Origin of the sequence: Bartonella sp. AC62GZZY (assembly GCF_042196525.1) — a bacterium.
Classification (GTDB): Bacteria; Pseudomonadota; Alphaproteobacteria; order Rhizobiales; family Rhizobiaceae; genus Bartonella.
Map to the genome: position 1 here is coordinate 1 of NZ_JBHIQN010000011.1, position 25,302 is coordinate 25,302.

12 protein-coding genes and 3 pseudogenes are annotated in these 25,302 nt (G+C 39.2%); 2 read left to right on the forward strand and 13 right to left on the reverse strand.

Features of this window, described 5'->3' with window-relative positions:
- Window positions 1–3,261 (forward strand): type ISP restriction/modification enzyme (locus ACFIML_RS06985; RefSeq protein ID WP_375687741.1); only part of this gene is annotated, 3,261 nt, incomplete at its 5' end.
- A gap of 916 nt (window positions 3,262–4,177) precedes the next feature.
- On the opposite strand, the pseudogene ACFIML_RS06990 reads toward ACFIML_RS06985, so the two are convergent.
- From ACFIML_RS06990 to ACFIML_RS07025, 8 genes and pseudogenes are all read right to left on the reverse strand, one after another.
- Window positions 4,178–6,193 (reverse strand): annotated as a pseudogene (locus tag ACFIML_RS06990) (DUF6990 domain-containing protein).
- Between the two features lie 5 nt (window positions 6,194–6,198).
- Window positions 6,199–6,663, reverse strand: coding sequence for an SMI1/KNR4 family protein (locus ACFIML_RS06995; protein WP_375687743.1), 465 nt, complete (start codon window positions 6,661–6,663; stop codon window positions 6,199–6,201).
- 107 nt (window positions 6,664–6,770) lie between these two features.
- The gene (locus tag ACFIML_RS07000) at window positions 6,771–7,232 is read right to left on the reverse strand and encodes an SMI1/KNR4 family protein (RefSeq protein ID WP_375687745.1); all 462 of its coding nucleotides are present in this window, start codon (window positions 7,230–7,232) and stop codon (window positions 6,771–6,773) included.
- A gap of 48 nt (window positions 7,233–7,280) precedes the next feature.
- Window positions 7,281–7,850 carry an SMI1/KNR4 family protein gene (locus ACFIML_RS07005; protein ID WP_375687747.1) on the reverse strand — a complete coding sequence of 190 codons (570 nt, stop codon included), beginning with the start codon at window positions 7,848–7,850 and terminating at the stop codon, window positions 7,281–7,283.
- Window positions 7,851–7,891: 41 nt separating this feature from the next.
- Window positions 7,892–8,476, reverse strand: a complete 585-nt coding sequence (locus ACFIML_RS07010; protein ID WP_375687749.1) for an SMI1/KNR4 family protein — start codon at window positions 8,474–8,476, stop codon at window positions 7,892–7,894.
- 102 nt (window positions 8,477–8,578) lie between these two features.
- A complete protein-coding gene (locus tag ACFIML_RS07015) occupies window positions 8,579–9,043 on the reverse strand; it encodes an SMI1/KNR4 family protein (protein ID WP_375607373.1) in 465 nt (154 codons plus the stop codon).
- Window positions 9,040–9,525 carry an SMI1/KNR4 family protein gene (locus ACFIML_RS07020; protein ID WP_375607372.1) on the reverse strand — a complete coding sequence of 162 codons (486 nt, stop codon included), beginning with the start codon at window positions 9,523–9,525 and terminating at the stop codon, window positions 9,040–9,042. The genes ACFIML_RS07015 and ACFIML_RS07020 overlap by 4 nt, the downstream gene beginning before the upstream one ends.
- Window positions 9,522–16,973, reverse strand: a pseudogene (locus ACFIML_RS07025) (DUF637 domain-containing protein); the annotation flags it as partial. The gene ACFIML_RS07020 and the pseudogene ACFIML_RS07025, both read right to left, overlap by 4 nt.
- A gap of 169 nt (window positions 16,974–17,142) precedes the next feature.
- On the opposite strand from ACFIML_RS07025, the pseudogene ACFIML_RS07030 reads away from it, so the two are divergent.
- Window positions 17,143–19,085 (forward strand): annotated as a pseudogene (locus ACFIML_RS07030) (autotransporter outer membrane beta-barrel domain-containing protein); the annotation flags it as partial.
- A 538-nt stretch (window positions 19,086–19,623) separates the two neighbouring features.
- On the opposite strand, the gene ACFIML_RS07035 reads toward ACFIML_RS07030, so the two are convergent.
- From ACFIML_RS07035 to ACFIML_RS07055, 5 genes are all read right to left on the reverse strand, one after another.
- Complete coding sequence (locus tag ACFIML_RS07035; RefSeq protein ID WP_273790734.1) at window positions 19,624–20,406, reverse strand: ABC transporter ATP-binding protein; 783 nt, start codon at window positions 20,404–20,406, stop codon at window positions 19,624–19,626.
- Complete coding sequence (locus tag ACFIML_RS07040; RefSeq protein ID WP_273790733.1) at window positions 20,393–21,277, reverse strand: ABC transporter ATP-binding protein; 885 nt, start codon at window positions 21,275–21,277, stop codon at window positions 20,393–20,395. Before ACFIML_RS07040 ends, ACFIML_RS07035 begins: the two co-directional genes overlap by 14 nt.
- Window positions 21,270–22,199 (reverse strand): ABC transporter permease, encoded by a 930-nt coding sequence (locus ACFIML_RS07045; RefSeq protein WP_273790732.1) that lies wholly within the window; start codon window positions 22,197–22,199, stop codon window positions 21,270–21,272. The genes ACFIML_RS07040 and ACFIML_RS07045 overlap by 8 nt, the downstream gene beginning before the upstream one ends.
- Window positions 22,200–22,201: 2 nt before the next feature.
- Window positions 22,202–23,275: an ABC transporter permease gene (locus ACFIML_RS07050; RefSeq protein WP_375607280.1), complete on the reverse strand. Its 1,074-nt coding sequence runs from the start codon at window positions 23,273–23,275 to the stop codon at window positions 22,202–22,204.
- Window positions 23,276–23,385: 110 nt separating this feature from the next.
- Window positions 23,386–25,002, reverse strand: coding sequence for an ABC transporter substrate-binding protein (locus ACFIML_RS07055; RefSeq protein ID WP_375687752.1), 1,617 nt, complete (start codon window positions 25,000–25,002; stop codon window positions 23,386–23,388).
- Window positions 25,003–25,302 lie beyond the last annotated feature (300 nt).

Here is a 25,302-nt window from a genome sequence, read left to right on the forward strand (position 1 = left end):
GATGTTCCTGCTCTTGATGCTGTTCTATTTTTACACCCGCGCAAAAGTCAAATTGAGATTATTCAAGCGATAGGACGTGTAATGCGTCGAGCAGAGGGTAAAAAAAGAGGCTATATCATTCTACCCGTTGGGATACCCGCTGATATTCCGCCGGAAATAGCCTTAGAAAACAACCAAAAGTATAATGTCATCTGGCAAGTTCTCAATGCTTTACGTGCCCATGATGATAACTTTAATAAAATAATTCACCATATGCACAAAAAACAAGATGTAAGCGATGCTCTTGAAATTGTTGCTGCTTCTCAAGAACTTGCGTTAGAAGATACGACCACGGTTATTGATGATTTACCTATACGCTCAAAATTAGAGTATTCAGGACTTAATATTGGGTTAGCAACTTATGAATCTTCTCACACATGTGAAGAACAAGGAGAACTCCCCCTTTTTTCTAAATGTAAAGATGTCATTAGAACTGCTATTGTTAATAGATTTTACGATCCTAGCTATTGGAAAAAATGGGCAATAAATGTTGGTGATCTTGCTCAAACTCATATCACACGCTTAACTGAAGTTTTAACAAAATCAGAAACTGAAACACGGCAGGTGTTTAATGATTTTATGACCGAATTACGTAACAATTTAAACACAACCCTCTCCGAAGAAAATGCGATTGAAATGCTTGCGCAACATCTTGTGACGCGTCCAGTCTTTAATGCTTTATTTGAGGGGCATCAGTTTGTTCAAGAAAATCCCGTATCTTGCGCTTTACAACGTGTACTCAATGCCCTTGATAAAGTTACTCCTAAAGAAGAATCTCAAGATCTCAAAAATATTTCTAAGAGTGTACAGTTTTACACGCGTGGAATTACCACTCTTGAAGCACAACAAAGTTTAATTGTAGAGCTTTATAATGAATTTTTCCGTTATGCTTTTCCGCGTACAGTAGAAAAATTAGGAATTGTTTATACCCCCATTGAAGTTGTTGATTTTATCATTCATTCTGTTGATGATATTTTACGCAATGAATTTGGAAAAAGCCTGGGTTCACGTGGTGTTTCTATTCTTGACCCTTTTACGGGTACTGGGACCTTTATCACACGGCTATTACAATCCAATCTCATCAAACCAGAGGATATGGAATATAAATACCGTTATGATATCCACGCAAATGAGATTGTCTTGCTAGCCTATTACATAGCAGCCATTAATATCGAAGCAACCTATCATGGTCTTATGAAAGGAAATTATATCCCTTTCAAGCATATTGGTTTGACTGATACGTTTCGAATGATTGAAGAAAAAAATTTGATGGAAGGTATTCTCAAAGAAAACAGTGAATATTTAGAGCATCAGAAAAATTTGACTATCGAAGTTATCTTCGGCAACCCTCCTTATTCAACAGGTCAAAAAAGTGCCAATGATAACGCGAAGAATACTCCTTATCCCATATTAGATCAACGTATTCGTGAAACCTATGCAGCTCAATCTAAAGTTACGAATGTACAAGCACTTTATGACAGTTATATTCGTGCCATTCGTTGGGCTAGTGACCGTATTGGTAATGCTGGGGTAATCGGCTTTATTTCTGGTTCAAGCTATATAGACAAGCCAACAATGAACAGCTTACGAAAATCTTTAGCCAACGAATTTACGAGTATTTACGTGCTTAATTTACGGGGAGATATCCGTAAAAACATGTTAAGCAATGGAGCAACTCAAGAAGGAGAGAATGTTTTTGGTAGTGGTAGTATGACTGGTATTGCTGTTACAATATTTATCAAAAATCCCAATACTATTGGACCTTGTAAAATTTACTATCATGATATTGGTAATAATCTTTCTACCGAAAAAAAACTTGGAATGATTCAAGACTTTGGTAGTGTTGGTGGTATTACACGTGAACAAGGCTGGCAAATAATTACACCAGATAAGCATGATGATTGGATTCATCAACGTGATGACAGTTTTGAAACGTTTCTCGCCTTAGATGATAAAAAAGGGCATAATAAAAAACTATTTGAAGCTTCTTCATGTGGTATAAAAACCAATCGTGACGCTTGGACATACAACTCTAGCCGTGATGCTTTATCAAAAAATATGAATAATATGGTAGCCTTTTATAATAGTGAGGTAAAACGTTTTAATGCTGCTTATGGACATGCTGACCGTAAAACACGTACCAATATTGTAGACAATTTTGTAAATTCAGATGCTAAAAAAATCAGTTGGAGTCGCGCTCTTAAACAAGAATTGGTAAAAAGAAAGACTTTCAACTTCGAAGAAGCATGTTTCACGCAAAGTTTATATCGCCCTTTTATACAACAATGGCTTTATTATAATCGCATTTTCAATGAATTGGTTTTACAGATGCCTCGTATATTCCCAATGGGAAAAGCGATTGAAAATCAAGTAATACAAATTACAGGTACGGCAACTCAAACAGTTTTTTCTACTTTAATGACTAAGGCTTTACCTAATTTTCATGCAGTGCATACTGGTCAATGCTTTCCACGTTATATTTACGAAAATACTGAATCTTTAAAAAATAAAAGTGAGAAACAATCCCATTTATTTACAGAAGCAAACACAACATCTGGTTTACAGAGACGTGATTCCATTACTGATGAAGGATTAGCACATTTTAAAGCGGCTTATCCTAATGAAAAAATCACTAAAGATGATTTGTTTTATTACGTTTACGGTTTACTTCATTCGGAAGATTACCGCGCCCGTTATGCTCATAATTTATGCAAAGAACTGCCTCGTATCCCTTGCGTAAAGAGTGCTGATGATTTTTGGAAATTTGTGACAGCAGGGCGTGAACTGGGGCATTTGCACGTGAATTATGAAGATGTAGAGCCTTATCCAGTCACATTTAAAAAGGGTAATCCAAAACAGACTGAGATCTCTAATCCCGAAGAATTTTACTACGTTACAGAAATGAAATTTTCTGGGAATAGTAAGGAAAAGGATAAATCAACTGTTTTTTATAACAGCAATATCACAATAACAGATATCCCTCTTGAAGCTTATGAGTATATCGTCAACGGTAAACCCGCTCTTGAATGGGTTATGGGGCGTCAGTGTGTTAAGACTGATAAAAAGAGTGGTATTGTCAATGATGCCAATCGCTATGCTGTTGAAACCGTTGGCAACCCTGCCTACCCTCTAGAATTGTTTCAAAGGGTTATTACTGTAAGTCTAGAAACAATGAAAATCGTAAAAAACTTACCAAAATTAGAAATAAGAGAAACTGAATAACTTATAAAGCATGCTCACATAATGGGTATGATAAACTCACAAGGGGTATAGAGCTTATAACCATAATCTATACCTCTTTTGTTAAGTTGATTAGATACAATCCTATCATGCGTTATTCTAAAAAGAAGAAACTTGCACTTTTAGATACTCTTATTTGGATTGCTTTAAGACTTTTAAGAAACCCTATCTTAAATTGAATATGCTTCTTTTACATTGCCTTTAAAAGATTATACCGTAATCTAAAATGATAGCTTTATCCTTTTCAAAAGCTTTGTTTAAAGAGGGTGATATATATTCATTTTCTTATATTACTTATAAGTTTTGAAGGTTTCTCACCCCCCCCCCAAAAAAACCTACAAAACATATAGCATTAGTTGAATTTACAGGTTGTATTTTGATATAGGTTGTTTTTTGTGAAACTTGATAAAAGTTAACATATTGAAATATAATAAACTTTTATTTTTGATTAAAAAAATAAAATAATACGTATAAAAAGAACCCACAAAACCACCAAAACTAACAACCATAAGGATCTTGATAACATTTATTATAAGTTACAAGCTATCTTTTGAAAAGCTTTAAAGGATCATATGCTTTTCATAAAGCACATTTTAATCATTCACTAAAATCATAAGATTCGTCTGTTAAATAAACAGACATAACCGATAAAATAGACAATAATCCATTAAAAGGGATTTTGATCATCTATGGAGTAATTTTATAGATCTTTTTTTATAGGTTGTTTCCTTAAAATCTTGCACCAAAACCATGATCAGAGCCATACCACTGTTGCGTTTCTCAACTAGTGATCAAGGCTTTGGAGCGCGTCTTTTTTCTAAATTTCTGAAATCTTTTTGATATTTTTTAGGTGCTATTTCTTGTCTTTTTTTCCGATAAAATTGACTATTTTCTCTTTCTAAGAGTGGGATTGCTCCTTGCTGATAACCTCTTGTTGATCATCAAGCTTTTCTGCCACCTGTTTAATCAAAGCGTAACTCACTTGCTTCACCTTTGCTACTTCTTTGGCTAAAGCTAATGCACGTTCAAGGTGGGTTTTGTTGATGCTCTCGTCAAAGCCTAGGTGATCACCTGCTGCAAAACTTTTCTGATAAGATTGTAAGGTCTCAACATCACCCAATAAAGCAAGAGCGCCAAGATGAAGTAAAGCATAATCCGTATCGTTTGCTTTAGACGTGGCGCCTTTTTCCCAAGGAGCAGTGCCATAATCACTGCGAAGTCTTTTAGAAGCAACAGATGCTGTTTGCGGATCCAAGCTTAAAATCAATGCCTTTTTGGGAAAACCTGTTCAATAACGCTGTGCAAGAGTAAGAGCGTTCTCAATATCATATTTTGTGATGTTTTCCACAAAACCTAGACGGCTCTTTCTTTGAAAACTCTCCTTATAAAACTTAAGTTTTTTGACATTGCGAGTCAAAATAAGTGCAATAAGGTGAAATTCTGCAAGGAAAAATTCACTGTTTGTTGGCAAAGCCGCATAATCATAAATGATTTGGTTGGTGTTTTGGTTATCAGCCCACTTAAGAATATCCACACAAATCTGCTTTAGTTTGCCTTCTTCAACTTTAACACTAGAAACTGTATAAACTTCTTCTGCTTCTTTGAGAGCTATATATTGAGGCTTCTCGGGAAAAACATCCCTATGAGCAGTGGAAAAGGCAAGTGTTGAAAGTGAAGCCTTGAATATAAGGATCGGTGTTTTTCCTTTTCTATCAAGACTGTACATTATATTAATGATACGGTCTTTGCTTATAAAATAGGCATTACGATTATAATTTTTGTCGCGATAGACTGTCCAGTTCATCATTTTTAATGTTTCAGAAACTGTATTAAGAAGAGCCAAAGATTGTACACCAATACGTGCATCTGCCGCCTCTCGCTCCTTTAAAACGGTCAGATGTCCTTCAGCAAATTGAACAGCGTGATTAACATATTTTTCCACATCATCGTCATCTAAATATTCAGAAATCGTACCTGCTTTTACGGCATTTTGATAGGATTTCAAGACATCAATTTGACCTGTTAATGCTAAACAAGCCAAATGCCATGAGATATCAGGACATGAGCTATATTTTTGAACAAGCGCTTTGCTTTCTATCGCTGCTTCTAAATCCTGAGCACGCGCCCATTGTATCACCCGCTCAGAAATTTTGATAAGCTCCTGCTCATTTAATGTCTCTACACGAATATCAATCCCTTTATCAACACCACTAAAAACCCCTCCCTCAATCGTATTAAAAGACTGATAAATATTTGTAGCTGATATCTGCCTACATTTTCTACTATCGTGAATATAATAGCAAGCTACAGAAATATCTTCGTTGGAGATCCCTGCTTCAAGATGAACATTGTAATCATCATTTGGAAGACGTATAAAACCAAAATCAAATTGAATAAAACGATCCGGCAAAACTAACCACATTTTCCCAGGCTCTGTGGCAAACCATCCTTGGGTTTTAAGAATGCGCGTTGCTACTGTGAGACTCATCAAACACTGTTTCGGTTTTTTGCGTGCTAAAATGTCATCCAATTCGTTATTTTTATACGCCTCAGCAAAAAAGATAACGCGCTTAACCTGCGTTATCTTTTCATAATCAGAAAACTCTGGTGTATATAATTGAGGTGTAGGTTTGTAATTCCTTAAAGCTTCAGTATCGCCGAGTAGAGCCTTTGCAACGAGAGAATGATTAGCAGCTTTTTCACGTAATTTTTTCTCAATATCTTGTGCTTGCGCCCAAGCTAACACTTTGTCTAAAGCTACCTTAACGTGGTTTTCAAAAAACTCCAGTGCTGTAACTCCAAAATTCTCTTCTGAAGAAATCAGCATATCCTCATATTGGTATCGCGATTTCTTACCGTTAGCGTATTCCCAGCCAAGTCTTTTTAAAATCTCTGTTGCATCTTTGGTTTGCATCGTCATTACCCTGCGTGCTCTTTAATTCTTTTACAGAGAAATTCATAAAAATTACTTGCGTAATACTGGGGATCGCTAGGTGTAAACTTAAGATAGAGCGGACACTCTCCATCCTGAAACTGAGAGTAATCAAAGTAAAAGGTTTCACCAAAATCTGTTCTATTGACAACAAGCTGCTGTGGTTTTGCTAAACCATTTTTTATATCCGTCAAATGATAGAAAACAATATCACCAGCAGGACACTTATCAAAACTTGCGTTATAAATGCTAAAAATTTCATCACCACCAATATCTCCCCCTTTATAATTTTTTAAAAAACTTTTATAAGAAGATGTGAATTGCAAACCGAGAGCTTTCTCCGCCTTTTCAATCCATATATCATCAGGCGCATCCTCCGCAGTGCCAAAGTCGATAACATCGGGATACTTATTAATTAATTGTGCAACATCACCTAAAGTATAAGTTTTCATAGATTATCCCCCCTAAAAAATATTAACGATGCTTGCATTCTTGAAAAGAAAAAAATAATGGTGGTTTAACATTGCAATTTGGAAGTAAAACCACCATACAAAGAAATTTACTTCAAATTATCTGTAATCCTTTTACAGAGGAATTCATAGAAGTTACTTGCATAATATTGTGGATCCTTGGGTGGAAAATCAAAATAGAGTGCACATTCACCATCCTGAAACTGAGAGTAATCAAAGTAAAATGTCTCACCAAAATCTGTTCTACTCACAACAAGCCGCTGTGGTTTTGCTAAACCATTTTTTATATCATTTAAATTTCGATAAACAATATCACCAGCATGAATGCCCTTATACTCCGCATAAACGCTAAAGATTTCCTCACTACCAATTTCTCCCCCTTTATAATTTTTCAAAAAACTCTTGTAAGAAGATGTGAATTGCAAACCTAGAGTTTCTTCAGCTCTCTTTATCCATACATCATCAGGAGCATCCTCTGCAGAACCAAAATTAATAATATCACTATATTTATCAACTAATTGTGTAACATCATCTAAAGTATAAGTTTTCATAGATGATCCTCAAAACTTGCGTAACGCTCCATATTTCCTCTATCAATTTCACCTCTTCCATAGTTTTTTCCAAAAACTCTTGTAAAAAGGGATAGGTTGCGGAGTGGGAGTGTTCTCAATCTTTTCAATCGGTTGATCACCATCAGGTATCTCAACTCCCGCGTGTACTTTAATTCTTTTGCATAGGAATTCATAAAAATTACTGGCGTAATATTCGGACTCCTCATCCGCAAACATGACATAGATTGGACATTCTCCATCCCTAAACTGCGTATAATCAAAATAAAAGGTTTCATCAAGATCATAACTCACAACGAGCTGTTCTGGTGTCGCAAAACCATGTTTTCTATCGAGTAAGTTTTGGTAAACAATATCACCAGCAGGAATACCTTCCCCACAATCTCCATAAAGGCTATAAATTTCTTCACCACCAATTTCTCCTCCTCCATATTTTTTTAAAAAAACTTTGTAAGAGGATGTGAATTGTACGCCGAGAGTTTTCTCTGCTTTTTCAATCACGAGATCATCAACCGCATTTTCTGCAATCCCAAAACTAACAATATCACCATCATATTTATCAACTAATTCTATGACATCAGCTAAGGTATAGGTTTTCATAGATGATCCTCAAAACTTGCGTAACGCTCCATATTTCCCTATCAATTGCCCCTCCTCCATAGTTTTTTCCAAAAACTCTTGTAAAAAGGGATAGGTTGCAGAGTGGGAGTGTGCTCAATCTTTTCAATCGGTTGTTCACCTTCAGGTATCTCTTCTCCCACGTGTACTTTAATTCTTTTGCAAAGGAATTCATAAAAATTACTGGCGTAATATTCGCAATTATCCAATGGAAACATAACATAGATTGGACATTCTCCATCTCGAAACTGCGTATAATCAAAGTAAAAGGTTTCATCAAAATCAGCTTCACACACGATAAGCTGTTCTGCTGTCACAAAACCACGTTTTCTATCATTTAAGTTCTGAAAAACAATATCACCAGCAGGAATACCCATAGGATTATCATAAAGACTATAGATTTCTTCACCACCAATGTCCCCGCCTTTACAATGTTCTAAAAAACTCTTGTAAGACGATGTAAATTGCAAACCGAGAGCTTTCTCCGCCTTTTCAATCCATATATCATCGACAGCATTTTCTGCAGTCCCAAAACTGACAATATCACTATCATATTTATCAACTTTATCAACTAATTCTATAACATCATCTAAGGTATAGGTTTTCATAGATGATCCCCCTTAAAAATATTAACGATGCCTGCATTCTTGAAAAGAAAAAATAGTGGTTTAACATTGCAATTCGGAAGTAAAACCACCATACAAAGAAATTTACTTCAAGTTATCTGTAATCCTTTTACAGAGAAATTCATAAAAATTACTTGCGTAATACTGGGGATCGCTAGGTGGAAACTTAAGATAGAGCGGACATTCACCATCCTGAAACTGAGAGTAATCAAAATAAAATGTCTCACCAAAATCAGTTCTACTCACAACAAGCTGCTGTGGTTTTGCTAAACCATTTTCTACATCCGTTATATGATAATAGACAATATCATCACTACGAGCAATTTCAAAATTTGTATTATAAACACTTAATATTTCCTCACCACAGATTTCCGCTCTTCCATAGTTTTTTAAAAAACTTTTGTAGGAGGTTGTGAATTGCAATTTAAGAATCCCCTCTGCCTTTTCAATTAGTACATCATCAACGGCTTCATCTGTAGAGCCAAAATCAACACTATCACTATATTTATCAACTAATTGTGCAACATCATCTAAAGTATAAGTTTTCATAAATCTTCCCCTGCATGGTCCTTAATTCTTTTACAGAGAAATTCATAAAAATTACTTGCATAATAATGTGACGCTCCAGATGGAATTCTAACATAAAGTGGGCATTCACCATCCTGAACCTGAGTATAATCAAAGTAAAATGTTTCACCAAAATCAGTTCTGCTAACGACAAGCTGTTCTAGTGTCACAAAACCATGTTTCCTATTATATAAGTTTTTATACACAATATCACCAGCAGGATGATCCTCAAAACCTGCGTTATAAATGCTAAAAATTTCCTCATAACCAATTTCTCCTCCTCCATAATTTTTTAAAAAACTTTTGTAGGAAGATGTGAATTGTAAACCAAGAGTTTTCTCAGCTTTTTCAATCAATATATCATCAGGAGCATCCTCTGCAGTACCAAAATTGATAATATCATCATCGTATTTATTCACTTTATCAATTAATACTGCAACATCATCTAAAGTATAAATTTTCATAGTTTATTCTCCTTGTTTTTTAGCTTCATCTTTTCTTCTATAATCTTAGCGCGTTCCTTCCAATATTTGGATCTCCACCTATCAAAAATGTCTCTATCAATACCCGATCCCATTGTATTAGGATTAATATGAATAACAGAATTATGTTCGTTATGAAATGCATTGGTAACCTCTGCTATGGGACCATCATGTGTTTGCAGCATGTGGTGTAATTCAATGGGATTATCATCAGCATCAAGAGGAGCTCTTCCTGTCTTCATTCTCTCAATATTTGTACCTTTTACTTCTTTCCCTCCCTGTCTCCAAGTAACAATTCTATTAGGATCAAACAGGTCCTCTCTCTGATAGACTTTATTTATCTGAGTAATTTTTTCTCCCTTGTTCGTTATTTCAAACCCAACCTCAATAGGTTTTGACCAGAATTTTCTCTCTTGCCCCAAATATTGAGTTGCAATAGCTTCATCGCTCATTTTTTCTAGCGATTGTGCGATTTCTTTTCCCACATGAGCAGTATTTACTTCAGAACTAGTTGCTCCCGTTATAGCCGCTTCTTCAGCTTTAGATGCAAATTTGATGAGATCTTTTTCTACAAGCTTGTTCGCAAGCTTTACGCCTCCCTTGGCTGCTGAAACAGCACCGTCAGTAAGCACTGTAGAACCCACTATATAAGCCATATCTCCTAATGGTTTACCTAGCATTTCACCAGATTCAAAACCCGCACTGAATGCTCCATCCCCTCCTTTCTCCATTGTTTCATGTATGTGATCTATATGCCCCCAAAAGGAATCCTTAACTCCTCCCCAGAATTGACCAGCTCCTTCCCAGACATCATCCAACATATGCCCACTCGTGGCCCAAGATGTTGCTGTTCCAATGCCTTGAAGAATATTTTGAGAGATCTCATCAACTGAACTGTTTCCTATTGCCAGACCTAATTCTTTAACGTCATGAGCTGTCTCAGATATTTCGTTTCCTATTGCTTTGGCGACACCAAAAATCGTACCCTTCGCAACACCTATCTCAAAAATTCTATCTTGCTCTTCACTAATCTCGAACCATTTTTCATTAACATCTCTTCGACACTGATCATCAGAACACTCTTCTAACTCTTTCTTCATCTGAGCGCGTTGTGCACTGCTGAGGTAGTTATTTGCAGCAGCATTACCAGCGGCATCAGCGCCGGCATCAACATTGCCACCGGCAAGGGCAGCGGCAACGCCCCCGGCAGCCCGTGCGACATCAATGGTGTGATCCCTAAAGTCAGCAAACTGCGCATCAATCTTTGCGTTTATACGCGCTTCCTCTTCCGCAGTTGGGGTGCGACCGTTTAGATCTCCCATTTCCTCTTTCACAATGCCTTGCACCCACAATTGAAACTGGAGCATAGCAGTGGCTTCGCCCACAGCACCCCCCACAGCACCTGCAGAGCAAGCACCGCTCGCAACCGCGCCTTTTAAACAGCCAAGACCGGCATGGGCAACGATCTGCGTGACCGTATCTATTTTGCCTTCTGCCTTGGCGGTACCGATTTCTTCCGCCAACGATTTGCCAACCGTATCAGACAGGGCGATGCGCAGATTGTTAAAAAAGTTCTTGTCAAAAGAGCCACCCTCAAGAGCCGTTTGAACGCTCGTGCCAATGGCGGCTTTGATCAGGTTCTTTTCCGCTTCACTGGCGATACGATCGACAAAAGGAGCGGTTTTTGGCAAAGATTGTCCAACACCTGCCATTTCCGTTATTTGGCTGGTTAAGCCTGCTGTCAACATCGACGAGACAATGCTGAGAACATTCTTTGAAGAGCCAAGCTCATGGAGTGCATCGGCAATATTGCCGCGATTATTGACAAGAGCCACAGCGCTTTTGTTAATCAGCGCTTGGACACCTGCCTGTATCGCCGCATTCATGGCCGTACTCGAGCCAAGCCCCAAAGCACCGGTAATGGCACTGGCAGCGCCCGAGGCTGCTCCACCCGTAACCGCCGTGACAGCCAAGGCCACGATAGCAGCGCCAGCTTCTGTCAGCCCTTGGGCTTTATAATCCCAGTCTTTAAATTCAGCTTTCACTGCTTGCCAATCAACTTGCTTGGATAATTCTGGATCATCACGCAGTTGCTTAATCCATGCCATGCCTGGAGAGCGAGACAATTGCTCAAGGGATTTGTCTAAATCACCGGTTGCCTGATACTCAACAACGAAGCCATCACCCGCATCAAGCTTTATGCCACCCTTAGCATCTATGGTGACATGCTCGATGGTCTCCTTCAGATAGCCTTTGTCCCTCTCACTCCACCACACAAGGTTTTCATTACGCTGATAAACATCCTTAAAATCTTGATCCTTGTTGGTCAGAAACTTGATCTTCCCCTTATCTGATGCCAAATGCGTCTGACCACCACTTTTTGCCCCTATGGCATCAAGTGTGAGATCCCCATTTTGCGCATGCATGGAGAGGTTGCCCTCTGTTTCTATCGTGGTTTTGTTTGTAGTAACTTCTGTTGACTGTTGACGAAACTTATTCTTTTGCTTCGATTTGTCGCCTTCTTTGCCCCTCAGATCCAAATCAAAACTGTTAAAATCTTGCTCTGAAATCGCGTTGAGAGCACCACCACTGGTGAAATCCCCATTGCCCTTGGCTTTAAACTTTCCCCCAAGGTTAAGATCACCACCTGTGACAATGGTCAAATCTCCATCACTGTTGACTTCTGTCAAACGGTGCTCACTGCTTTGGGCGTTATAATGCCCTTTTTCCAATGTCTCCTTATGGTCACTCTCTAGCACTAATGAACCAAACGTAGCAGAACCATCGACAATCACCGTCATCGGTCCACCACTGCTCCATTGGCCACCAGTCATGCTTAAATCGCCAAGAGAATGAATATTCAAATCCTCTATAGAAATGATTTGAGCCTGCTGCCCAATCAGATCAACAAAACCATATTCATTTGTGTCACGGATTTTTGCAGTACCATCAATGATTGTCTTCGCATTGAGGGTGATGATATTCCCCAAGATAACCCCTGACGAATTGGCTAAAAGATCGCCACTGCTGAGATCAACAGCACCGCCGCCAAGCAAAAAACCACCATCATTAAACAAAGTTTGCGTGGTCGAAACATGCAATGCACCATTACTTGATATGGTGCCGCTATTGGCAAAACGGTCCGTCTCTATAGTAACGCCATTGCCTTTCAAACGTGCACTGGCAAGGTTTCCTTGCTGCGTTTTTGCCCCATAAACATCTTGTGCTAAAGAAGTGTTTGGTGCCAAATAAACGTGGGGTACCAAGACCTCTTGTCCATCGACAAGGTGGGTCTCAAGCCAGATCATATCCTTTTTGATCCCAGAAATCTGCTGAGGTGTTAATGGCTTGCCTAGCTCTAACTCCAAGGGATCTTGCTGCTCCACAGCATTGTCATAGAGCCTTTGCATTTGAGCATTGGGATCTTCAACATCAAGAAGAGTGCGATTACCTGTCAGCTCAAAGATTTGCTCACCCACCAGACGATATTCAAAATAAGCATCCCCCAACTTTTTAAACACGTGCTCAGGCTTATAATTACCAATCTTTTTTAAGTAATAGTCCGATCCTAAAAATTTACTTGGGTTGATAAAATCTGGACGCGTCTCAACTAAAAACGGCACATCCGGTGATTGGGTCTGAGCCAATTCTGTCTTAACAGAGTTAAGCCCGTCTTGCGTTGGCACCTGTATGGATTCTGGTGCGGGTGTTTGGATACTTGGTGCAAAAAGCCCTTTGTGCCCTTTCAAACCATTGATAATCCCATCTAATCGATCATCACTAATCAGTGGTTTGGAACCGTCAAAATCGGTGTTTTTAACACCAGCCAAACCTTTCTCGCCAGAGCTTAAGCCAACTTGCTCAACCCCTTCACGCACCGCATGATTGTCAATAGTGCCTGTCAACTTGGCATCAAGCGTGCCACCAGCTTCAATCGTGCCATAAACAGCATCATAAGTGCGGACGGTTGTTTTGGTATCAGTAGTACTGCCATAATATGTTATGCCTGTAATACTACACCCTCCTAATACTGTGTGGCAATGTTTCTTCCTGCGATGCGTTTCAGTTACAATCTTGGTTGTTTCAATTAAATCACGCCCCTCATTGAGCAGCGTATCACCCTGCATCTCAATGTTGCCATTGGCAGCAATCAAGCTATAGCTATTGCGGATATCACCGGCATTAATTGTCAGATGATGTCCTACTAAAATCTGTGCAGCATTATTGGTAAAATGAGGTTGTTGACGGCTAATTGTAGTGTCAACATCTTCCTTTATCTGATGGTGTCTAACATTAGTGCCTTCCCAACTTCCCGCAACAAACCTGTGAGAAACCACTTTATCGCTAACTTCAACCCCACCTTCACGCATGTTGGTAAGCGCTGAGACATCGAAGGTCATATCGCCTGACACGGCTTCTAAAAGACCCGAGCTGTTGATCACATGACCAGCCCGCTCTCCACTTAAGCCACGGATGATGAGATTGTCTTCAGCAATGACATCGGCAAACTTATTGATAAAATCCCCATCTAAGGAGAAAATGGCAGATTTCTTGGCATAAATCAGCCCACTATTACTCAGATCAGCGCTCACATTGAGCGCAACCCCATCACCACTTGAACCAATACTGCCGGCATTGTCCAAAACATCTGCGGTTAAGACAAAAGCGCCACCACTTTTGAGAACACCGTCTTCACCATTTAAAACCAGAGCAACTTGCCCCAATGACGGATCATGACTTTTTGCCACAAGCGTAAAACTGTCACTGGCTAAAAGCTGACCGGAATTGGCTAAAGACCCAAGCTTCGCATCAACAACACCGCCCACCATAATACCGGAATTGCTTAAAACATCATGGCTGTTGAGAGTAAGTACCCCGCCTTGCGCTTCCACAAGCCCAGCTTGGGTGAGTGTGCCTGCCTTCAGCGTTACATCATAGGCGCCAACCTCACTTGTCTCACCCAGCGTCAAGATGCCATCACTGGAAAGCTCTATTCGCTTTTGTGAAACAATGCGCCCTGTTTGATTTAGAGTGTTTTGCGCATGCAAAGCAATGGTATCATTGCTTTCTATTGTGCCACTATTGCTTAAATCACCGTGGCTGGTCAGTTGAAGGTCACCACGCTCAATCTCTATGTGCCCTGCTTGGATCACACTATCTGCAACAATATTGACTGCCCCTTGCGTAGAAATGAGACCATCAACATTCTCAAAACTGCCCACATCAATGCGCAAACCATCCCGCGCTAAAACATGCGCACCTTCATCATGTGTAGCGTTTTGTTGCTCTGAATTTGTCGCTTCAGCGCTTTTATTGACAAAAGACGTTGCAACAATCTTCATCTCACCGGCTAAAGCACTGAGAAGACCAGCCTCATTATTTATATGACCAGCACGTATCTCTTTCAGCCCACCAATACTGAGAGCCTCTTCTGCAATCATTCTGCCCTGTGTGTTGGTTAAATCACCATCACTGAATACGTCCATAGATTTTTTGGCGTAAATCAGCCCACTATTGCTGACATTCCCTGCCACATTGAGGGCAACATTCTCACCACTAGAGCCAAGCGCACCGGCATTGTCTAATTGCCCTGCGGTCACAACAAAAACACCACCACTTTGAAGGACACCTTCGGATGTATTCTTCAGAAAGGCTTGTTGCGGATCGGCGCCTTCTTGTGTGCTTACCATCAAATGCAAATCATCGGTTGCAATAAACGTCCCTTGATTGGTAAATGCACCAATATGAGCATCGACACTCTCACCGCGCATTGTGCCGTTATTTGCGACCCCATCACGCACTTGAAGGGTTAATGCTCCTTCTTGGGCTTCCACAGTCCCTGCTTGGGTTAAAGCATCAGCACTCAAAACCACATCATAACTTAAAATCGTGCTCTCTTGAGAAGTTGTGAGCATGCCCCCCGCTGTCAAGGCAACCTGCTGCATACTGACAATATCACCCGTGTGATTGAGGGCACCATGGGCATCCAGCGTTATCTTCCCATTGGACAATACAGTACCTTCTTGGATCAGGGCACCGTGATGCGCATAAAGGTCAACTTTTTGCTCTGCCACTAAGCGCGCACGTGATGTAAGCTCTGCTGCTTCCACCAAAAGAGAGCCGCCGGCGCTATAATGTCCAGCGCCTACAGTGAGCCCATCATCGGCGCTCAAGACAATATTCCCCTTAGCACCAATATGGTTGTTTAAAGCGGTGATTTGATTGGTTTTAATGGTCAGATCGCCAAGGGAAGAAACCCCTGTTTGATCATTGTCTTGCATGCGGCTTAGATCAATTGTTGCTGCTTGGATCTCTAAAAGATCACCGGCGGCTATCCTCCCATTCCCCGCCTCAAGCTTTGCTGCCTGTAAGTGCAAAGAACCCGTCGCTGACTGTTGACCATCACTCCCAATACCGCTTGCTAGAAGAGCATGAGACTGTAGCTTGATCAGATCAGCGCCCACATCAACAGTACCGCTCGCTGCAACGCGCGCATTTTTTTCCAGTTCAACATGTTTCAAAGCCTTCAGTTCAACCGCTTCTTCTGAAAAAAGCAGATCTTTCACATGTACACTGTCGTGGTGAGAATGAGCCTTCACCGCTCCTTTGGCGCGTGCTTTGGCAATCACCAGCTTGCCATCACTTGTCAATCTCATGGCGCCTGCATTGGCAACCATGTCTCCGCGCATCTTAACGCCGGCGCCTTTATCATTGGCAATCACGCGGATCTGCCCCGCATACATTCCACCAAACTCACTGGAATCAATCGCCAATTCCGGCTCTTTGCCATCAGAACCAAGAGAAGTTGCTTCGCGTTTGTCATAATCAAAATGATTGTGACCAGCGATAACAGCCAAATCCCCTTTGACCTGTATGGGACCCCCGATACTGATCTTGCGCGAAACAAGATCAAAAATATCTAATGCACTCCCATCAGCCCCACGAGCGCCTATGGTGATATCACCACCCTCAACACGCAACCCACTCAAAGCGCCATCGGCTCCAATAATCGGTTGTCCAGTCGATAAAGTCACCCGTGGTGTATTAATAAAGCCACAACCGTTACAGGTAATCCCATTGGGGTTGGCGATAATAACATCCGCCATATGCCCATGCACTTCGCTCACGCCTTCAAGACGCGAGCGATTGGCACTCACTACTTCATTGAGGATAACCTTTGCTGCACCGCTATAACGCAAATTGCCGTTGCCTGGCACCAATCCCCCAAGCTGTGAACGCGAAACCTCCTCAGTCGAATTGTTCAAAATCACGCCATGGGTATCAACATTGAAACTGTCATATTTGTTATGAGAAAGACCCTGTCCATTGGGGCGAACAATATCAATCAGCGGCACGTCATTGCCGGCTTTCCCCACCGTGGGGCGGAAAACAGAGCCAACCCCATCAGCTGCTTTAATCCCTTGACTCTCTTAGAAACGCTTTCTTGCTCGTGAATGATTGGTTGGTTAGTTTCTACCATTTCGATTTGCTCTGATTGGCTTTCAACATCACATTCGATTAGCTCGTCAATAAAATCGATTGTTTCTAAATCTTCAAAATCAATTTCTTTTTTTGATAAAACGTTAGTTTTATTTTTTTTATAATGGCAATGAAATCAATTTAAACCGTGCAATTTTTCACATTGAAAATGGCACTGGAATTTTTGTTGAAGCTGTTGTTGAAAAAAACATTGAAAATAGTCCTGCTCTATCAATCGGTACACTCAATCTTAAAGATCCAGAAATCCATGCTGATGTATTATTAAATGATGGTATTTTGGGGAACAAAATTTCTTGGCAAGATGAAAAAGATAAAAATGTCTGGAATAATAAAAAATTAAGGAGATAGCCAACGGTAGCTTCACCTTAAATGCAGATTATTCCACTTTAGAAGGAAGAACAAACATTGCAAAAAAGAGAAACGTACGCTTTAACCTGAAAAACGGTACACTATGGATCTTAAAAAACAGCACACAAGAAAAAGAAGCTGAGGGCAATCTGCTTGATATCGCTCAAAGATCACGTTCTGATATTTCTGTTCTGGGTCTCGAAAACAGTTCTCTTGTTTTTAAAGAGCCAACAGAAAATTATTACCACACATTGCATATAAACTCTGGAAACCCAGATACCAAAGCCATCTATAATGCAACAGGCGATGCGCAAATTTCTTTCAATACTTGATAGAGTGATGGTAAGTCAATAGCAGAGCAAAGAACCGATCGACTTCTGAATAAATGGAATGTTTCAGGAAATACAAATACTCTTGTTAATTTAAAAGGAAAAACCACTCAAAAAAACTTCTGATATTGAGAAAAATGTACGGGGACTTTCTCTTATCCAAGTTTCTGGAATAGCCGAAGAAGACTCCTTCAAACTAACCCATGGCTATACCACAATAGGTGGTTCACCTGATAAATATATGCTCCGTGCCTATGGGCCAAACTCAAGCCAGGACAAAGCTGATATAAAATAAAATCTGTTCGATGAGAAAAGTAAAGGTTTCTGTGACTTTCGTCTACAACCTGAATTTCTTAATTCTAACCCAGGTTCTAATTCTCATCCTGAAGCAAATGTGCATTCGCCTGTACCACAAACGGCAAGCTATTTGCTATTTGGTCATGCCAAATGCTCTCTTGTATGCTGGATTGATCGATATGGCAACTGTTAGCCAATATGCGAACATCTGTTTTAGGGAAAGAATAAGACAAACGGAACGGCTTCTTCTTATACTTCTATGGAGAAACAGGAATCTTATTTTCTGATGAGTAGTGCTCCTAGTAAATATGGTTATAGCAGTGCTAATCTTCACTATGCTGCTCTACAAGGAGCCACTAACTTTGTCGCGCAGAAGGGAAAAATATCTACAACACATTTGGATCTTGTAGAAACCTATGGACAACTCTCTTTCACTCCAAAGAATATACAAGACAGCGAGTAAGAGCACTGTGGATAAATGGTCACTCACAACCTATGGAACCATACAACATGACAGTGGTTTCTATCTTGATACGCTGTTATCCTATGGCTTCCTAAAGGGAAAGATCACCAATGCCCTCATTAGTACAACCGCAAAATTGAAAAATGCAAAAATGTTGGCGATCTCCACAACTGTTGGCAAACAATTTGCAACGGGTATTCAAGGCGTAACATTCGAACCGCAGGCACAGCTTGCCTATTAGTATTTGATGTTTGATACCATTAAAGATGCTGATAATCTGACCATTGAGATGCAAAATCCTTCTCAAGGGATAATCCGTGTTGGTGCACGTTTGACAAAAACCATTGCCACTAAAAACAGCCGTCCTATGTCTTTCTATGGAAAAGTAAACTTGATCAAAACCTTTGGTGATGATCAGGCACTCCATATCGATAAGGACTATAAACGTGACCCCTCAGGAACTTCCCTTGAAGGTGGGTTTGGTATTAAGTGCACAATTGTCCGCTAACCTCTCCCTTCATGGTGATGTCAGCTATCAACAAAAGTTTCAAAAAACTGGTATAAGTGGTGCAAACTTTTCAGGAGGAATACGCTATCAGTTTTAAATCAAGATTGTAAAAAACAGCCTATTCAATTTAACAAAAAGGCAGCATACCTCTGCCTTTCTAGCTTATTATAAGCGTTTTTTTAATAGAAAACAGTGAAATATTTGAAGACAGTTATTTACCATTGGATATTTTTTACAAAAAATTCTTTTTATAAAGAATAAAACTGTAAAAAAGAGAATAACCAAAAACAAAATGATATTGTAAAATAATGAGAAGCTGTTCTAGAAAATACAGCATTACTATCTTTTGTTATTTCTCACAAATTTAATGCTTAAAATCTCAAAATAAAACTTTTGAACATAAAATGATAAGTAAAAATAATGCAACAATATCAAACAAAGGGATGTATGTTATAAGTCACTCGTATATTTCAAAATGCGAGTTCTAATAGGATTTAAAATATTATAGCTCAAACACTGCCCAGCAAATTCATACTGAAAAAATCCTATTATCCCCTTCCCTCTTAATAATGCCGCCAAACATCTCTAAAAACTTTAAAACAAATAAAATTGCACTTTCTCTTCTGTAAAATTGATCATGCTCTTTGCTCTCTATGAACAATAGGCTCTATACTTGCTTCAAAAAACTCCTTTGTATAATCGTGTTGCGCATGTAGATTACGCAATTCATCATTGCTAAGCTCTTCAAGAATAATCCCTTTATGCATAATTCCAACACGTTCACAAATATGTGCAACAACAGCAAGATCATGGGATACCATTAAGTAAGTAAGCTTTTTTCTCACGCGCAGTGATTTCAACAAATTTAAAATTTCAGCCTGTACCGACACATCCAATGCAGATGTTGGCTCATCAAGCAATAACACCTCTGGCTCAATAATTAAAGCACGTGCAAGAGCAATACGCTGACGCTGCCCTCCAGACAACTCATGAGGATAACGATAAAGAAATGAAGAATCTAAACCAACGGAATCTAAAGCATCCTCCACACGCTCTCTTTGATTATCCATCCCATGGATTTTGAGCGATTCAGAAAGAACCGTATGGACCATTTTTCTTGGATGCAGCGAAGCATAAGGATCTTGAAAAACCATTTGAATACAGCGTAAAAAATCCTTACTTCTTTTCTTTTCAACTTCTTGTCCAGCAAAAAGGAACTTTCCACTATAATCTGGAATGAGCCCCACCAATGTATTCAAAATAGTTGACTTTCCACATCCAGATTCACCAATCAAACCATAAGCTTCACCACGCTTAATATGAAAATTAACATTTTTAACAACTGTTACTGCCTTATGCCTGTGCCCAAAAGTTACAGATAAATTAGAAACATCAATAATATTCTCACAATTTGTCATGAGGAACCTCCTCAACACCATTAACAATCGTAGGATTATACAACCAATCAGGATCACGCTCAGGAACAGCCAAAATATCAACTGGATTATCAAGCCGTGGCAAACTCGCGAGCAACGCCTTTGTATAAGGATGACAAGCGTGAGACAAATCAGAAGCAGGCAACTCTTCTAACACACGGCCCGCATACATCACCAAAATACGATCACAAAAATCAGCAATCATATTTAAATCATGACTAATGAAAATAAGTCCCGTTCCAGATTTTGTCACAAGTTCATCTAATACAGATAAAACTTGTCGTCTGACCGTAATATCAAGTGCAGATGTTGGCTCATCGGCAATAATTAAATCAGGTTTTGGAATGAGCATCATTGCAATCATCACGCGCTGCCCCATCCCCCCAGATATTTCATGAGGAAAGAGACGCATCACATGTTCAGGATCACGAATATGAACAGATTCTAACATAGATATGGTGCGCTCCCTCGCTTCAGCTTTTGAAACACGGTAATGAATACGGTAAGCCTCCATAATCTGTTCCCCGATCCGTATTAATGGATTAAGTGAATATTTTGGATCCTGTAAAATCATTGAAATACGTTTCCCACGGATTTTTCGCATCTGAGGTTCACTTGCAGCCAATAAATCAACATCCTCAAAGCGCATTTTTTTAGCTTTAACAATGGCTGCTTTTGGACTCAACCTTAGTATTGCGCGCCCAGTCATCGATTTTCCAGATCCGGATTCACCAACAATTCCAATTTTTTCTTTTCCAACAGAAAAACTAACGCCACGCACAACTTCTGAAATGCCGCGCGTTGTAGGAAAAGAAATACGTAAATCTTCTACTTCTAATAATTTATTACCCATTGCGTGGATCCAATACATCACGAAGACCATCACCTAAAAGGTTGAAAGCAAGACTTGCAAATAATATTGCACAGCCTGGTATTGCCGCCAACCACCAATTTGTCATCATAAATTCCCGCCCTGAAGAAAGCATCGCACCCCATTCAGGACTTGGAAGTTGAGCTCCCAACCCTAAAAAACCAAGACCAGCAGCCGTTAAAATAATTCCAGACATATCCAAAGTTAATCGTACAATCACTGAAGGAATACACATGGGTGCAACATGAAACAAAATAATTCGCCAAGCAGAGGCCCCTTGCAGGCGAACTACAGAAACATAATCAGAAGAACGTATTGTCAAAGTCTCAGCACGTGCTAAACGTGCAATTGGTGGCCATGCTGCAATTGAAATTGCAATAGAAGCATTTTCGATCCCTGGTCCCAATGCGGCTGAAAATGCAAGAGCTAAAATCAAACCTGGAAAAGCAAGAAAAATATCGACAATGCGCATGAGCACAGTATCAACCCATCCGCCCATATAACCAGATACAGTTCCAACAATAAGCCCTATTGGACCTACAATAACTGTTGTAAGAAAAACAACATAAAGAGTAATACGGGAACCAAAAACAAGGCGACTAAAAATGTCACGTCCCAATTCATCTGTTCCAAAATAATGCGCCATAGAGGGTGGCTGCAACCGATGCCCTAGATCATTGCTAAGAAAATCATGCGTAGCAATCCAAGGAGCAAAAAATGCACATATGATAATAATACAAATAATAAGCAGACCGAATACAGCCGAAAAGTTATGAAAAAACTTAGCCAGTGCGTGATAAATTCTTTGTATGTTCGCTTGAATTATGGAGTTTGGAACAGGATCGTTTAACCAACTACCCAAAGAAGATGATGATTGCGATTTATGATGATTACTTACTGTCATATTCAACGTGTCCTTGGATCAAAAATGCGATAAAGCAAATCAGAAAATAAATTAATGGCGACAAAGATAAATCCTACAAGCAAAGTACATCCTACAACTGCATTCATATCTCCGGCTAAAAGAGCATTTGTCAAGTAATGTCCAAAACCAGGCCAAGCAAAAACTGTCTCAGTTAAAACAGCCCCTTCTAATAAAAAAGCATAAGAAAGTGCAACAACGGTAATAATTTGAACAGCAGCATTTCGAAAGGCATGCCCCCAAACGGTTCGCGCCCACGATAATCCCTTTACACGTGCAGTAATGATATATTCCTGATTAAGCTGCTCAATCATAAACCCACGAGTCATACGGCTAATATAAGCCATAGCACCGAAAGCCAAGATCAAAGCAGGCATAATAACGTGACTAAAAACATTACCAAAAGCCTCCCATTGTCCTTGGCTTGCAGTATCCCAAAGGAAAAATCCTGTTTTTGGTTCAAAAGAATATTCATAAAGAAAATCAAGTCGTCCTGGGCCACCAATCCAGCCAAGCTTGGCGTAAAATATTAACAACGCCATTAATCCGAGCCAAAATGTTGGAGTAGAATAACTTACAAGTGTAAAAACACGGACAACATAATCAATAAATGAATCGCGATACATTGCTGCAAAAACACCAAATGGAATTCCAAGACTTGTGCCAATAACAATAGCAACGGTTGCAAGCTCTAATGTTGCAGGAAATACACGCATAATATCGGCTAGAACAGGTCGCCCAGAAGTTAAAGCATCTCCAAAGTCAAACAAAAATACATTATGAAGATACTTCCAATATTGGACAATCAACGGCTTATCAAGACCCAGCTTATAATACATTGCATCATAAGCTTCCTGACTGATATTATCACCAAGAATAGACAGAACTGGATCTAGAGGAAGAAGATGACCAAGAAAAAAAGTGATCGTCACCAACCCAAGCAATGTGATAAAAACTGAAATAAGAAGTTTCAATCCTTTGCATAAAAAATCCCATAAAAATAATTTTTTCTGCTTTTCTGATACAGCTCTTTCAGTCTCTGAAAGTGGCAAAACCATTATAAAAATCCCCTCTGTAGCGATAAAACATAAAGCAAATACCTTTTTATATAACAAAACAATCTCTTATTAAGCATGTTCTACAATCCTTTTCTATAACATGCTTCTTTTTATTTTTCTGCTTCATTGTAATAAAGTCTATAACTGTTCCAAATCCATTTTTTGACATCAGGCCCCATACCAACGGTATAATATGTCTGAAATAAATAAACCATAGGACCATGCTCTAGCACATAATGCTGTAAAGTACGATATTGCATGATACGCTTATTGGGGTCTTTCTCAAACAAAGCATCCATCACCATGTTATTAACATTTTCATCATAATACCCAGCGCGCCAAGCTAAATACATATTGTACTTTTTTGTAAATGTTGGATCAGGGTTAAACACGTGATTTAATGAAGCAGGATGTCCATCAGGATCGGCACTCCCCCACCCCATAAGTGCAGTATCATAATTTCCACCACGTACACGGCTCAACAATTGATTTTGTGCCATTTTTTCAATTGTAAGCTCAACACCAATTTTGCGTGCATTGGCTTGAATAGACTGTGCAACAGACGACATATAACTAAGGCTTCCAACTAAAAGATTAGCTTTAAACCCATTAGGATAACCAGATTCAGTAATCAGTTGTTTTGCTTTTTTCAAATCCAACTGAAAAGGCAACCCTTCTTTTTCATCCAACGCACCTGGAACACCCAAGGACATATAAGTTGCCCGAGGAATAGCAATCCCTTTCAAAACAGTTTTCCCAAGACCTTCATAATCAACTAAATAACGGAGTGCCAATCTGACCTTTTCATTCGCAAAAATTGCATTCTTATTATTTAACGATAGGTAAATAATCTGCGGACGCAAAACACGACTAATTTTGACTGGCCCTCCCTTTTTTTCAAGATCTAAAATATCCTCTGAAGAAAGATCACGCACTATATCCACATCACCTTTTTCCAAAAGAAGTCTTTGACTTGATGAATCCGCTACATGCTGCACAACAATCTGCTTAATTTTAGGCACATCGCCCCAATAATGTTGTGTCGCCTCTAACACAACTTTATCTCCTGGAGACCAGCTCACCAATTTATAAGGTCCAACACAAGCTGAATGTGTTGCTAAATATTTATTCCCCATATCACCTTTAATACTCTGTGCTTCAATTGTTTTCCGATCAAGCAAAGCAGAAGCATAAGATTGTCCTATAACAGTCAATATGAGCTGAATAGGATAGGGTTTATCTAATTTTAATTGTAAAGTCTTATCATCAAGAGCCTGAATATTTGTTTCAATATTGTTTTTGGTAAATCCATAATCCATTAAAGATTGAGCATAGCTTAATCCTAATTTTATAATCCGTCGCATCGACCATACCAGATCTTGCGCTGTAGCCGTCCTTCCGTCATTAAACTTTAAATCATCACGAAGATGAAAGACTATTCTTTTGCCATTATCTAAAACGTCCCAAGATTTTGCCATAGCAGGACGAATTTTTGTAGGATCATGCTCATCATATTGTACTAACGCGCTGCAAATATTCGTCAATAACTCACTCGTCACAACCTCAACAGTTTGCGCTGGATCAAAACTACTAATTGAATCAATATTCCATGCCATTACCAATATATCTTTAGATGAGGCACTGAATGCCGATGTTACAGCCCCATTAAAAAAAACGATTGAGCTTAATAAAATAGAAAATTTTTTTAATATTCTTTGTTTTCCCATTTTATCTCTTCCTTTTGTATTCTTCTACCTTTTCACACAAAGTGATTGTGATTTTGCTCTTTCACCTTTTAAATAGCATAGCATTAGACATCAATTTCATTTAATCAAACTAAGCATCTATAAAATAATTTTCTTATACATCAGTCTATATTCGGGATGCAGAGAATCTATAACCATAAACAAAGATCCTCCCCAATATAACTTTCTATATTCATCGCTCCCTATAAACGATCTTAATTATATACTGCTACTACACAAACATCCCTCACGTTTCATCCTTAAAAAACTGAAGAGCTTTAT

Bases quoted from the DNA above. Each gene is read 5' to 3' on its own strand.
- ACFIML_RS06995 (WP_375687743.1), bottom strand. From the start codon at position 6,663: ATGAAAACTTATACTTTAGGTGATGTTGCACAATTAATTAATAAGTAT.
- ACFIML_RS07000 (WP_375687745.1), bottom strand. From the start codon at position 7,232: ATGAAAACTTATACTTTAGATGATGTTACACAATTAGTTGATAAATAT.
- ACFIML_RS07005 (WP_375687747.1), bottom strand. From the start codon at position 7,850: ATGAAAACCTATACCTTAGCTGATGTCATAGAATTAGTTGATAAATAT.
- ACFIML_RS07010 (WP_375687749.1), bottom strand. From the start codon at position 8,476: ATGAAAACCTATACCTTAGATGATGTTATAGAATTAGTTGATAAAGTT.
- ACFIML_RS07015 (WP_375607373.1), bottom strand. From the start codon at position 9,043: ATGAAAACTTATACTTTAGATGATGTTGCACAATTAGTTGATAAATAT.
- ACFIML_RS07020 (WP_375607372.1), bottom strand. From the start codon at position 9,525: ATGAAAATTTATACTTTAGATGATGTTGCAGTATTAATTGATAAAGTG.
- ACFIML_RS07035 (WP_273790734.1), bottom strand. From the start codon at position 20,406: ATGACAAATTGTGAGAATATTATTGATGTTTCTAATTTATCTGTAACT.
- ACFIML_RS07040 (WP_273790733.1), bottom strand. From the start codon at position 21,277: ATGGGTAATAAATTATTAGAAGTAGAAGATTTACGTATTTCTTTTCCT.
- ACFIML_RS07045 (WP_273790732.1), bottom strand. From the start codon at position 22,199: ATGACAGTAAGTAATCATCATAAATCGCAATCATCATCTTCTTTGGGT.
- ACFIML_RS07050 (WP_375607280.1), bottom strand. From the start codon at position 23,275: ATGGTTTTGCCACTTTCAGAGACTGAAAGAGCTGTATCAGAAAAGCAG.
- ACFIML_RS07055 (WP_375687752.1), bottom strand. From the start codon at position 25,002: ATGGGAAAACAAAGAATATTAAAAAAATTTTCTATTTTATTAAGCTCA.